Genomic DNA, 13,008 nt, shown 5'->3' with positions numbered 1-13,008 from the left:
ATTAAGTGAATTTATTGCTTAGGAGGTTTTTATGGGTAAGTTAGTTGAAGGTGTGTGGCATGATGTCTGGTATGACACAAAATCGAACAAGGGCAAGTTTGTTCGAGAGGATGCTGGCTTTCGTGACTGGGTTACCAATCAACCTGACGCTAAGTTCCAACCCGAGTCAGGACGTTACCACCTGTATGTGTCGTTAGCCTGTCCTTGGGCTCATCGAACTCTTATCTTTCGTCAATTAAAACAACTAGAAACGCACATCGATGTCACTGTTGTGTGCCCGGATATGATGAGTGAAGGGTGGCAGATGGGCTTGCCGGAACCTCTGTTTGGTCATACCTGTATGCACCAAATCTATACTCAAGCGAAACCAAATTACACCGGGCGAGTCACGGTTCCCGTGCTGTGGGATAAAAAACACAACACCATCGTGAGCAATGAATCGTCTGAAATTATTCGTATGTTTAACTCAGAGTTTAATGAACTCACCGGTAATCATGACGACTATTACCCACAAGCGCTTGCCGATGTCATTGATGAGTGGAATGAGTTTATTTACCCAAATATCAACAATGGCGTTTATCGCTGTGGTTTTGCCACCACTCAAGAGGCGTATCAAGAGGCGTTTGATCAACTGTTTTCTGCGCTCGATAAAGTGGAAGCGCACTTAGCCACTCATCGTTACTTGGCTGGAGAGCAGATAACCGAAGCCGATTGGCGTTTGTTTACTACCTTGATTCGTTTTGATGCTGTCTACGTTGGCCATTTTAAATGCAACAAACAGCGTATTGCCGATTATCCGAACCTCAATGGTTATATGAAAGAGCTCTATCAGGTGCCGGGTGTCAAAGAGACCACAGACTTTTATCACATTAAACGTCACTATTACTTTAGCCATACTGGAATCAACCCGACTCAAGTAGTGCCAAAAGGGCCTGAGCTTGATCTTGAATCCGCGCATGGTCGTGATACGTTATGATGGCAATGAGCTAAGCATTAACTAAGCTAAGTAATAACCAAACTAAGCCGCGAAAAAATGACCAATAAAAAGCCCTCGATCAACGAGGGCTTTTTTGATTTCAATTCAGAACAGAAAACTAGTTATTTTCTTGGTCTGCTTGAATCGCCGTTAGGGCAATCGTGTAAACGATGTCGTCGACAAGTGCGCCGCGAGATAAATCATTTACTGGTTTACGCATGCCTTGCAGCATTGGACCGATAGACACTAGGTCTGCCGAGCGCTGTACTGCTTTGTAAGTTGTGTTACCCGTGTTTAGGTCTGGGAATACAAATACGGTCGCTTTACCTGCAACTGGAGAGTTTGGTGCTTTAGAAGCGGCAACGTTTTCCATGATTGCTGCATCGTACTGTAGCGGACCGTCGATGATTAGGTCAGGACGTTTCTCTTGAGCTAATTTTGTTGCTTCACGGACTTTATCAACGTCTGCACCCTTACCAGATTCACCAGTAGAGTAAGAGATCATGGCAACGCGCGGTTCGATACCGAATGCGGCTGCAGAGTCTGCCGATTGGATAGCGATTTCAGCAAGCTGTTCAGCGGTTGGATCTGGGTTGATTGCACAGTCACCGTATACTAGGACTTGATCAGGCAGAAGCATGAAGAAGACAGAAGAAACGATAGATGCGTTAGGTGCAGTCTTGATGATTTGGAACGGAGGAACGATAGTGTTCGCCGTGGTGTGAACCGCACCAGAAACCAGACCATCAACTTCGTTGTTTTCAAGCATCATCGTGCCGAGGAAAACAGAATCTTGAAGCTTTTCACGAGCAACCACTTCGGTCATGCCTTTGGCACCGCGAAGTTCTACCAAGCGCGCTACGTAGTTCTCACGTACCGCATCAGCATCAATGATTTGAACGCCAGCACCTAACTCAACACCTTGTTGAGCCGCAACACGACGGATTTCGTCTGGGTTACCTAGAAGCACACACTCAGCAATACCACGCTCAGCACAAATAGCGGCCGCTTTTACAGTGCGTGGTTCATCACCTTCAGGAAGTACAATACGCTTACCAGCTTTACGTGCAAGTTCCGTTAGTTGGTAACGGAATGCAGGTGGGCTTAGTCGACGTGACTTTTGAGTACCTTCAGTCATCGACTCAATCCAGTTGCCGTCGATATGGCCAGCGACGTGTTCGTTAATGAACTCGATACGCTCTCTATCGTCAGCAGGGACTTCAATGCTAAAGCTCTGTAGATTAAGAGACGTTTGCCAAGTGTTACCTTGTGCCTTGAAGATCGGTAGACCTGTATCAAATGCTGGCTTACATAGACCGGCAATCTCTTGTGGGATGTCGTATCCACCCGTCAGTAATATGGCACCAATATCGACGCCGTTCATTGCCGCAAGTGCAGCCGCAACAATAACGTCTGGGCGATCAGCTGAAGTCACAAGCAGAGAGCCAGGTTTAAAGTGCTCAATCATGTTGGGTAGCGAACGTGCACAGAAAGTGATGCTCTTGATGCGACGCGTGTTGATATCACCAGGGTTGATGATGTCAGCATTGAGGTGTTTTGCCATATCGATAGCGCGAGTCGCGATAAGATCGATGCTCCATGGCACACAACCGAGAACACGAATTGGAGACGTATTAAAGATCTCCATCACTTTCATCTCGTTTTGCTTCGCACTGTCGGCATCATCAAAGATTTCAGATAGATCAGGGCGAGTACGACCAGCGTCGTCAACAGGCGCATTGAGCTTGTTGATGATCACGCCAGAGATGTTTTTGTTTTTAGTGCCACCAAAGTTTGAACACGCGACTTCGATACGCTCTTTGAGTTGCGTTGGGTTGTCAGTACCTGGTGTCGCAACAAGGACAATTTCCGCACCCAGTGTGGCTGCAATTTCAGCGTTCACTTGGTTAGCAAATGGGTGTTTACGAGTTGGGACTAGACCTTCGATAAGCGTCACGTCTGCATCTTTATTGATTTGGTTGTAACGTTCTACAACCGTCTCGAGCAGTTCGTCCATGTTGTCGTTACCGATAAGGTTTTCAGCAACAGACATCGCCATTGGTTGGCCAATCTTCATGTCACTGTTGTGAGCGACGATCGTAGACGTAAGATCCGGCTGATCACCACCGCTTCGCGGCTGACAGATAGGCTTGTAGAAAGAAACTTTAACGCCCTTGCGCTCCATTGCGCGAAGAACACCCATGCTTACGCTAGTAAGACCAACACCAGCGCTTGTAGGGATAAGCATAATAGTACGAGACATTCGTAGAGTACCTTTAGCTATTGAGATAAAAGCTTAACTTCGTATTCCGTTGCATTGGAATAGGAGTTAAGCCCCTTAAATATGAAAACCGGTTGACTGCTTTGTATAAAAAGAGCGTCAACCGGTTAAGTCAATTAAAGACCAGCGAGACGCGCAGTGTCTTCAGCGATCACAAGCTCTTCGTTAGTCGAGATGACCATCGCAGGGATACGGCTGTTTGCGGTTGTGATTGTGCCTTCACCACCGAAACGTGCTTTAAGGTTTGCTTCGCTATCTACTTCGATACCGAAAATACCCAGACGGTTCAGTACCATCTCACGGATAGGGCCAGAGTTTTCGCCGATACCGCCAGTGAAAGTGATAGCGTCAACACGGCCATCTAGCGTTGCTGTGTAACCCGCTACATATTTAGCTAGGCGGTGACAGAAAACGTCCATTGCGCGAGTCGCTTCTTCTTTCTCACCGTAGTTGTCTTCAACGAAGCGACAATCAGAGGTCACTTCAGTTAGACCAGCAAGGCCAGACTCTTTGGTTAGCATAGTGTTGATTTGTTCAACCGAGTAGCCAAGAGCGTCATGCAGGTGGAAGATGATAGCAGGGTCTAGATCACCCGAACGAGTACCCATCACAAGACCTTCAAGAGGAGTTAGACCCATTGATGTATCAACAGATTTACCGTTCTTGATTGCACATACAGATGCGCCGTTGCCTAGGTGACAGTTGATGATGTTAACTTCTTCAACTGGCTTGTTAAGTAGGCCAGCTACTTCACGAGTGATAAATAAGTGAGAAGTACCGTGCATACCGTAACGACGAATGCCGTGCTCTTTGTACAGTTTGTAAGGTAGAGCGTATAGGTATGACTCTTCTGGCATTGTCTGGTGGAACGCCGTGTCAAATACAGCAACATTCTGTAGTTCAGGGAAGTTGTGTTTCGCCGCTTCAATACCGATAATGTGAGCAGGGTTGTGAAGCGGTGCGAAAGTCGCAGCATCTTGAATACCCTTAAGAACGTCGTCAGTGATTAAAGCCGATTGAGTGAACTGTTCACCACCATGAACGATACGATGACCGATTGCGCCTAGGTTAGCTTTAAGTTCTGGTTTAGAAGCAAGAATAGTTTCAACCATGAATGCTAGCGCTTCTTCGTGAGCTGCACCATTACCTAGTTGAGCTTCGTGTTTACCATCAAGCTTCCACTTGATGCGTGCTTCCGGAAGATGAAGACATTCTGCAAGACCTGATAGGTGCTCGTTGCCGCTCACTGCATCAACAACAGCAAATTTGAGAGAAGAACTACCGCAGTTTAAAACTAAAACTAGCTTAGACATGTGTGACTACCTGTAATAATCAGTTAGGATGAAAATTAACCAAAATAATAGACGATGCAATTAAAGTTGCGCACTAATCTTGGTCAAAAAAACTTCGAATTCCGTATAAAAGACAGTGATGATACTTCTCATCACTCATGCATCCGCTGCAGAAAGGCCTCAAGAGTTGCTTAAATTGTAAATAACAGCAACAATGAGATTGTGGGTCCGCAGAAGGATAACGATAATAGGCAATAATAACAAAAAAATTTGAAAGAATATTAACTTCTATCAATTTTTTGTCCCAATAGTTGAAACTTTCAACTTATTTTTAGTTTTGACCTATTGCTAAGTGAAGTGAGAGAGCCCTATGAGTAATAAAGTCGGTTTAGTTCACAGCCTACGTGATGGACAGAAGTACATGGATACTTGGCCAATACGCAAAGAGTTGACTATGTTGTTCCCTGAGCAGCGTATTATCAAAGCAACTCGGTTTGGAGTAAAAGTGATGCCTGCGATCGCGGCCATCAGCGTGCTGACCCAGATGGCGTTCAATAACTACCCATCCATGCCGCAATCGGTCATTATCGCCTTGTTTGCGATCAGTATGCCAATCCAAGGTATGTGGTGGTTAGGCAACCGTGCCAATACTGAATTACCTCCGTCACTTGCGGGTTGGTATCGCGAAATTCACCAAAAAATCGCGGACAGCGGTTTTGCATTGGAACCTTTGAAATCGCGACCTCGTTATAAAGAGCTTGCACAGATATTGAATCGAGCTTTTCGTCAGTTAGACAAGAGTGCGTTGGAGCGCTGGTTCTAGAACAAAGAACGCAGCGTTAGCAGAACAGCCGCTGTGTCTTTTTATATCGCACCTCGATCAATGGATGGTATTCAGATAAAAAAAGCGCCCACCGAAGTGAGCGCTTTTTATCTTTTCAGTCATTCAACCTTAGTTGAACATAGCGATAGCATCAGCCGGTGCAACGTATTCTAGTTCAAAGCTCTCCGCTACTTCTTTACATGTCACTTTACCATGAATCACGTTTAGGCCTTCTAGGAAACCTTTGTCTTCAAGAAGTGCTTCGCGGTAGCCTTTGTTGGCAAGCTTAACAATGTAAGGCAGTGTCGCGTTATTAAGGGCAAAAGTAGAAGTGCGTGCAACCGCGCCAGGCATGTTAGCCACACAGTAATGAACAACCTCATCAACGACGTAAGTTGGGTCAGCATGTGTTGTGGCATGTGAAGTCTCAAAACAGCCGCCTTGGTCAATTGCAACGTCAACAACCGCCGCACCAGGTTTCATCTTCGCGATGTGCTCTTTAGTGACGAGTTTAGGCGCTGCAGCACCTGGGATAAGAACAGCGCCGATCACTAGGTCTGCTTCTAGAACATGCTTCTCGATAGCATCTTCCGTAGAATAAACCACTTTTGCGCGGCCTTGGAACTCTTCGTCCAAACGACGCAATGTATCAACGTTACGATCCAGAATGGTTACGTCAGCACGCAGACCAACAGCCATGCGAGCGGCATTAGCACCGACCACACCGCCGCCAACAACGACGACTTTAGCTGGCTCAACGCCAGGTACACCACCCAGAAGTAAACCGCGACCACCGTGAGATTTCTCCAAAGTTTGCGCGCCCGCTTGAATAGACATGCGACCTGCAACCTCAGACATTGGCGCAAGTAGTGGCAAGCGACCCATATTATCTGTTACAGTCTCATACGCTATACAGACAGCTTTGCTCTTGATTAGCTCTTCAGTTTGTGGAAAATCTGGTGCTAGGTGCAAATAAGTAAATAAAATTTGCCCTTCTCGAAGCATAGCGCGCTCGACAGCTTGAGGTTCTTTGACCTTTACAATCATATCTGCTTGCGTGAAAACGTCAGCAGCAGTAGGAAGAATGGATGCGCCTACAGCGATGTAATCATCGTCTGAAAAACCGATGCCTGAACCGGCATTAGTTTCAACAAAAACTTGGTGACCTTGAGACACTAGCTCGCGAACGCTTGCTGGGATCATACCAACACGGTATTCGTGGTTTTTGATTTCCTTAGGTACGCCAATAATCATCCTGAATCCTCATTTTATATTGGTTGTATATACTATATTAGTTGCTTTAACTGTTTGTAGGGTAATTCTGTCGAATTAATATCTAGTATAGATAGGTTTTATTAAAATTTGATACTGAATATTAAAAAGTTGTAGTATATTTTTTTGCAAGGAAGTAATAAGGTGGAATAAAAAATGGCAGACAACAATAAAAAGCCGTCCAAGGATCTAGACCGTATCGATCGCAACATACTTAATGAGTTGCAAAAAGATGGTCGTATTTCGAATGTAGAGCTCTCTAAGCGTGTTGGGCTCTCGCCTACGCCGTGTTTGGAGCGTGTACGTCGACTTGAACGTCAGGGTTATATTACTGGGTATACAGCATTGCTAAACCCTCAATATCTTGACGCTTCGCTGTTGGTATTTGTTGAAATTACGTTAAATCGCGGTGCGCCCGATGTATTTGAACAATTCAATACGGCTGTGCAAAAACTAGACGACATCCAAGAGTGTCATCTTGTGTCCGGTGACTTCGACTATCTCTTGAAAACTCGCGTATCAGATATGAGTGCCTATCGTAAGCTTTTAGGGGACACCCTTTTACGCTTACCAGGTGTGAATGACACCCGAACCTACGTTGTTATGGAAGAAGTGAAGCAAACTAACCAGTTGGTGATCAAAACCCGCTAGTTTTTGTAACTTAGGCTTTAAGTCTCAATAGCTTTCCATATTCTGACTTTAAGCAATTGGGTTTTTGCCCTTGATATGGTTAAATCGATAGTCCGAGCAGAGCACTGCTCGGGCTATTTTTTTTCTTATTATTCAGACCCTATTCGGGATAGATTAGTGTCATCTAAAGATTAAGTTGGTTATGTTCAAAGAGACCAAAAATAAAGTGGAAACTATCATTAAAACAGGTGAAGACACTCAGCCTTCACGTCTTAATGGGCCACAGCGCCTTCAAGAGTGTAGCCTGATTGTCGTGGTGCTTGCGTCGATACTGTTATCTGTTGCTCTATTGACCTATAGCGCTGCGGACCCCTCGTGGTCTCAAACTGCTTGGGGAGGAGAGATCGACAACGCCGGAGGCTTAGTGGGTGCTTGGCTTGCGGACACCTTGTTTTTCACTTTTGGCTCTTTGGCTTATGTATTGCCTTTGATTATCAGTGCGACCGCATGGGTGATGTTGCGTAAGCGTGACGAAGATGAGCCGCTTGACCTGATGCTGTGGGGCACGCGTCTACTTGGACTGACGGTATTAATATTGACCAGTTGCGGATTAGCAGACATTAATTTTGATGATATCTGGTATTTTTCCTCTGGTGGCGTGATTGGTGATGTGCTGACTAGCCTAGCGCTACCGACGCTTAATCTTTTAGGCACCACTTTGGTTCTGCTATTTCTATGGGGCGCTGGATTTACACTTTTAACTGGTATCTCTTGGTTGAGCATTGTTGAGTGGTTAGGAGAGAAGACCATTGCGCTACTCACTGCATTAGTTAACAAAGTGCGTGGTCATGATGATGAAGTGATCGAGGCCGAATTAAATCATCACCCAGAAGTGCAAGCTGAAACCCCAGCCGCGTCAGCGCTCCAAGAGGAACCATCAGCATTACCTTTAACCAATACGCAAGGCGATGATCTGCCGCGCCGTTTCAATATTCATATGCCAGAAGCCGCGGCAACGGTATCGCCACCAAAACCCGTTGAATCGCGTGAGATAACAACACCGACCCCCGAGCATACCGTTGAACCTGATCGTAACACCCAGTTAAACGCCACAATTGAAGAGCTAGAGCAGGCGGCGTTTAGTCAAGGCGACTTCGCGGCTGAGCAACAGGCGTCTCAAGATGCACCGCAAGCGGTATTTGAAGTACCTCAAACGGATACTGAGTCTATTGCACCGAAAAGTGACGAAACCTTAGTGGATGAGGAGTTGCCTTGGCAGCAAGAGGAGGGTGATGAAAGCGTCTACCAACCGAGCATCAGTGATACCGAACTGGACCAAATTACCACTGAGATAGAGCCAGAACCAGAGTTTAAGCAGCCAACGATTTCCTCTTTCGATGTCGTTGAAGATCAAGCAGCAGAGAATGATTTAAATAGCACGCAAGCGGATGACCACGATGCGTTAGCATTACATAGCTTAGTCGAAGAGGCGCAAGCCAAAGTCGCCGCACAGCAAAACCCATTTCTGGTTCAGCAAGAGCCAAACTTGCCTAAGCCCGACGAACCAATGCCAACGCTGGAACTGCTTTATCATCCAGAGAAGCGTGAGAACTTCATCGATCGCGACGCGCTCGAACATATCGCACGCTTGGTCGAAGCTAAATTGGCCGATTATAAGATTCAGGCGACGGTGGTTGATATTTTCCCAGGGCCAGTGATTACCCGTTTTGAGCTTGATTTAGCGCCAGGGGTGAAAGTCAGCCGTATATCGAGTCTTTCAATGGACTTGGCACGCTCATTGTCGGCTATGGCGGTGCGAGTGGTTGAAGTGATTCCCGGCAAACCTTATGTCGGTTTAGAGTTGCCGAATATGAGTCGTCAGACCGTTTACTTCTCAGATGTGATCGGCAGTCAGCAATTCATTGAGGCTAAATCGCCAACGACGGTGGTTCTTGGCCAAGATATCGCCGGTGAAGCGGTCGTGGCTGATCTGTCGAAGATGCCGCACGTGTTGGTGGCGGGTACCACAGGTTCGGGTAAATCAGTTGGTGTTAACGTTATGATTCTGAGTATGTTGTACAAATCAACGCCAGAAGATGTTCGCTTTATCATGATTGACCCTAAAATGTTGGAACTGTCTATTTATGAAGGCATTCCTCACTTGCTGTCTGAAGTGGTTACCGACATGAAGGATGCATCTAATGCTCTGCGTTGGTGTGTAGGGGAAATGGAGCGTCGTTACAAATTGATGTCAGCACTTGGTGTGCGAAACATTAAAGGCTTTAATGACAAACTTAAGATGGCGGCAGAAGCAGGTCACCCAATCCACGACCCGTTATGGCAGCCGGGCGACAGTATGGATGAGCAAGCGCCATTGCTTGAAAAGCTACCTTATATTGTGGTGGTGGTGGATGAGTTTGCCGATCTTATGATGGTCGTGGGTAAGAAAGTAGAAGAGCTGATTGCTCGCTTAGCGCAAAAAGCGCGTGCAGCAGGTATTCACTTGATCTTGGCAACCCAGCGCCCATCCGTTGACGTTATTACTGGCTTGATTAAAGCCAACATTCCAACCCGTGTCGCGTTTACGGTATCAACCAAAACAGATTCTCGTACCATTCTTGACCAAGGCGGTGCAGAGTCGCTATTGGGCATGGGTGATATGTTGTACTTGCCGCCAGGCTCTAGTCATACGACTCGAGTTCATGGTGCCTTCGCTTCAGATGATGATGTTCATGCTGTGGTCAATAACTGGAAAGCACGCGGTAAGCCAAACTATATTGATGAGATCACCAATGGTGACCAAGGACCAGAAGGCTTGCTACCGGGTGAAAAGCCAGAAGGCGATGAAGAAATGGATCCGTTGTTTGACCAAGTGGTGGAACACGTGGTTCAGTCGCGTCGCGGCTCTGTTTCAGGTGTTCAACGTCGCTTTAAGATTGGCTATAACCGTGCTGCACGCATTGTTGAGCAACTTGAAGTACAAGGTATTGTCAGTGCTCCGGGTCACAATGGTAACCGCGAGGTATTGGCGCCAGCACCGGGTCGCGAGATGAACTAGAGGGATAGCGGAAAGTTGCGCTTCGAGAGATGACGTGACCCTTCGAGAGTGACTCGCGCATGAGGAGTAGAAAGTGATTGGCAGACTTGCTGGCGGTAACGGTTGAAAAAACAAAGGGTTGACACGATGTCAACCCTTAAACATTTACTTGCTACTCGTTTTTACCTTTAACAAACTGAGCGATCATAATAAAGGCGAGCGCAACCAGATTGGCGGCAAAGATGACCACTAACCATTGTGGCATCGAAAGCGTCAGGAACTGCCACACCACTTTGCTGCAATCACCGTAAGCTTCAAACATCCATGGAACCCACTGATTAAGGGGCGCCCAGTCAGGGAAGACGACAAACAAGTCACAGGTTGCAAACGGAGATGGATTGAACTGGTAGTCGACGTGCTGCATTGATAACGCTAAGCCTTTGTAAGCACTTGCGCCCCATAAACCAAGGCCAAGCCAACGCAGAATAGGCTGCTCTGGTGCTATTAAGCCAATCAGGGCCGCGCCACCGATGCCGAGCATAGCCACGCGCTCATAGATACACATCACGCAAGGTGACAACATCATAACGTGCTGAAAAAACAGGGCGCATGCTTCAAAGAAGACAACGAATAAAAGCAGCAGTGCCCACGACAGACGTTGTTTTGAAAAAGTGTTTAAAGTGGAAAAGATAGTCACACTGGTTTCCTGTAGTAATAAAAAAGCTCTGACTTATCAGAGCTTTTTAGCGTGGAAAAGTTTCGTTCGCAACAAAAACTTTGCAGCGTTTAACGATTAATGGCTGTTAGAGACCTCGTGAGTCACATCACTTGTGTGGTGCACAATCCAACCTGCATCATAAAACCATGCGGTCATCGGGTCGACTAAGAACACAATACCGGCAAAGCCAACGACAGCCAGTACTACGGTGTAAGGCAGAGCCATAATCACCATTCGTCCGTAAGAAAGACGAATTAATGGCGCGAGTGCGGAAGTTAGCAAGAATAAAAACGCAGCTTGGCCATTTGGCGTTGCAACTGATGGAAGGTTAGTTCCGGTATTGATGGCCACAGCGAGTAGGTCAAACTGGTCACGAGTAATAAGGCCTTCAACGAGGGCAGTTTTCACTTCATTGATGTAAACCGTGCCGACAAAGACGTTATCCGACACCATGGACAGCAGTCCATTCGCGACATAGAACAGGGCTAACTGAGTACCTTTGTCTTCAACGTGCAGTACCATATCAATGACGGGTTTAAACAGTTGTTGGTCAATGATCACTGCAACAATAGAAAAGAACACGGCCAGTAGGGCAGTGAAGGGCAGTGCTTCTTCAAAGGCTTTACCCATTGCGTGCTCTTCGATAACACCCGTGAAAGAGGTGGCGAGAATGATGACTGACAAGCCGATTAAACCAACAGCAGCAAGGTGAAGAGCGAGTGCAACGATTAACCACACTGCGATGATACCTTGAATCCACAACTTGGCAACGTCTTGGTTGGTGCGGTTTTTACGCTCTTCAGTATCGAAGTCCACTAGGATCTGGCGCACATTATCAGGCAGTTCAGCACCGTAACCAAAGACTTTCATTTTTTCGACCAGTACACAGGTTGCCAAGCCACAAATAAACACTGGGGCAGTCACTGGTAACATACGAATAATAAATTCACCGAACAGCCAACCTGCTTGATCGGCAATGATCAAGTTTTGCGGCTCACCAACCATAGTCATAACGCCGCCAAGAGCAGTACCGACACCAGCATGCATCAACAAAGAGCGTAAGAAGGCGCGATAATTCTCTAAATCGTCACGGGTCAGTTCTGAAAGGTGATCATCTTGTGTGTGGTCATGAGAAGACTGTGGAGTCTGGCCTGAAGCGACTTTGTGGTAAATCGCATAAAAGCCCACCGCGACACTGATCACGACAGCGATGACGGTTAGTGCATCAAGGAACGCGGAAAGAAATGCCGCCGCGAAACAGAACGCTAGTGAAAGCATGCTTTTCGAGCGAATGCCGAGCAAAATCTTTGTGAAGATAAACAGCAACAACTGTTTCATAAAGTAGATGCCAGCCACCATAAAGACAAGTAACAACAGCACTTCAATGTTAGCTACCAATTCATGTTTGACTTGCTCAGGACTGGTCATGCCAATTGCAATTGCTTCTATCGCCAGTAAACCACCAGGTTGTAATGGGTAACATTTGAGTGCCATTGCCAGAGTAAAAATAAATTCGGCAACCAGCAGCCAACCAGCTACGAAGGGATCAACAAGGAAGAAAACAATTGGGTTGATAATAAGAAATGAAATGATGGCAATTTTGTACCAATCTGGGGCTTTACCAAGAAAGTTCTTAATAAATGCATTCCCGAGTGACATCGGCATGATTTAGATACTCTTAATGTTGTTATAACTAGACACTGCTTATGCTTGCATCCATTGTCGGGCAATGTGAGACAAATACGAAACGAAAGGCGTTTCTGCGTCGAAAACGAGCCCGATGCAACAGTGACTTAGAAAAACAACATTCTGTCCACAACCATGTGGTCTTGCCAAGTCACTCCCTGAGAAAGACAAGCACTCCTTTTTCGGTCGTCACTCTACTCTTCAGCGAAATTTAGTCAATTAGAAAATAAGATTCGTGATTGAGACGATAAACTTTTGTTTAAAAACGCGATCAAAGTGGCGTTACTCGCGAT

The 13,008-nt window shown here is 46.3% G+C and carries 9 protein-coding genes; 4 read left to right on the top strand and 5 right to left on the bottom strand.

Features of this window, described 5'->3' with window-relative positions:
* Nucleotides 1-31: 31 nt before the first annotated feature.
* Complete coding sequence (locus BS19_RS01030) at nt 32-976, top strand: glutathione S-transferase family protein (RefSeq protein ID WP_038172771.1); 945 nt, start codon at nt 32-34, stop codon at nt 974-976.
* Nucleotides 977-1,094: 118 nt separating this feature from the next.
* Here the strand turns inward: BS19_RS01030 and pta are convergent, their stop codons facing one another.
* Both pta and BS19_RS01020 read right to left on the bottom strand, forming a co-directional pair.
* Nucleotides 1,095-3,239 (bottom strand): phosphate acetyltransferase, encoded by a 2,145-nt coding sequence (gene pta / locus BS19_RS01025; RefSeq protein ID WP_038172769.1) that lies wholly within the window; start codon nt 3,237-3,239, stop codon nt 1,095-1,097.
* A 134-nt stretch (nt 3,240-3,373) separates the two neighbouring features.
* Complete coding sequence (locus BS19_RS01020; protein ID WP_038172767.1) at nt 3,374-4,570, bottom strand: acetate kinase; 1,197 nt, start codon at nt 4,568-4,570, stop codon at nt 3,374-3,376.
* Nucleotides 4,571-4,919: 349 nt separating this feature from the next.
* Here BS19_RS01020 and yfbV point away from each other — a divergent pair, with 349 nt between their 5' ends.
* Entirely contained in the window at nt 4,920-5,372 is a 453-nt protein-coding gene (gene yfbV, locus BS19_RS01015) for a terminus macrodomain insulation protein YfbV (RefSeq protein ID WP_038172766.1), read from the top strand.
* Between the two features lie 129 nt (nt 5,373-5,501).
* Here the strand turns inward: yfbV and ald are convergent, their stop codons facing one another.
* Nucleotides 5,502-6,626 carry an alanine dehydrogenase gene (ald, locus tag BS19_RS01010; protein ID WP_038172764.1) on the bottom strand — a complete coding sequence of 375 codons (1,125 nt, stop codon included), beginning with the start codon at nt 6,624-6,626 and terminating at the stop codon, nt 5,502-5,504.
* Between the two features lie 174 nt (nt 6,627-6,800).
* Between ald and lrp the strand changes: the two genes are divergently transcribed.
* Together lrp and BS19_RS01000 are read left to right on the top strand one after the other, a co-directional pair.
* Nucleotides 6,801-7,295: a leucine-responsive transcriptional regulator Lrp gene (gene lrp / locus BS19_RS01005; RefSeq protein ID WP_004414493.1), complete on the top strand. Its 495-nt coding sequence runs from the start codon at nt 6,801-6,803 to the stop codon at nt 7,293-7,295.
* 181 nt (nt 7,296-7,476) lie between these two features.
* Nucleotides 7,477-10,332, top strand: a complete 2,856-nt coding sequence (locus BS19_RS01000) for a DNA translocase FtsK (protein ID WP_038172762.1) — start codon at nt 7,477-7,479, stop codon at nt 10,330-10,332.
* A gap of 151 nt (nt 10,333-10,483) precedes the next feature.
* On the opposite strand, the gene dsbB is transcribed toward BS19_RS01000, so the two are convergent.
* Complete coding sequence (gene dsbB / locus BS19_RS00995; RefSeq protein WP_038172760.1) at nt 10,484-11,008, bottom strand: disulfide bond formation protein DsbB; 525 nt, start codon at nt 11,006-11,008, stop codon at nt 10,484-10,486.
* A 96-nt stretch (nt 11,009-11,104) separates the two neighbouring features.
* Complete coding sequence (nhaB, locus tag BS19_RS00990) at nt 11,105-12,694, bottom strand: Na(+)/H(+) antiporter NhaB (RefSeq protein ID WP_038172758.1); 1,590 nt, start codon at nt 12,692-12,694, stop codon at nt 11,105-11,107.
* Nucleotides 12,695-13,008 lie beyond the last annotated feature (314 nt).

Origin of the sequence: Vibrio pacinii DSM 19139 (assembly GCF_000711795.1) — a bacterium.
In the GTDB taxonomy this organism is placed as follows: domain Bacteria; phylum Pseudomonadota; class Gammaproteobacteria; order Enterobacterales; family Vibrionaceae; genus Vibrio; species Vibrio pacinii.
The sequence above is the reverse complement of the archived record's forward strand: the minus strand, read 5'-3'. Positions and strand labels throughout refer to the sequence as shown.

What these genes read in the sequence shown, in the direction of transcription:
- BS19_RS01030 (WP_038172771.1), top strand. Translation starts at nt 32, where the DNA reads ATGGGTAAGTTAGTTGAAGGTGTGTGGCATGATGTCTGGTATGACACA.
- pta (WP_038172769.1), bottom strand. Translation starts at nt 3,239, where the DNA reads ATGTCTCGTACTATTATGCTTATCCCTACAAGCGCTGGTGTTGGTCTT.
- BS19_RS01020 (WP_038172767.1), bottom strand. Translation starts at nt 4,570, where the DNA reads ATGTCTAAGCTAGTTTTAGTTTTAAACTGCGGTAGTTCTTCTCTCAAA.
- yfbV (WP_038172766.1), top strand. Translation starts at nt 4,920, where the DNA reads ATGAGTAATAAAGTCGGTTTAGTTCACAGCCTACGTGATGGACAGAAG.
- ald (WP_038172764.1), bottom strand. Translation starts at nt 6,626, where the DNA reads ATGATTATTGGCGTACCTAAGGAAATCAAAAACCACGAATACCGTGTT.
- lrp (WP_004414493.1), top strand. Translation starts at nt 6,801, where the DNA reads ATGGCAGACAACAATAAAAAGCCGTCCAAGGATCTAGACCGTATCGAT.
- BS19_RS01000 (WP_038172762.1), top strand. Translation starts at nt 7,477, where the DNA reads ATGTTCAAAGAGACCAAAAATAAAGTGGAAACTATCATTAAAACAGGT.
- nhaB (WP_038172758.1), bottom strand. Translation starts at nt 12,694, where the DNA reads ATGCCGATGTCACTCGGGAATGCATTTATTAAGAACTTTCTTGGTAAA.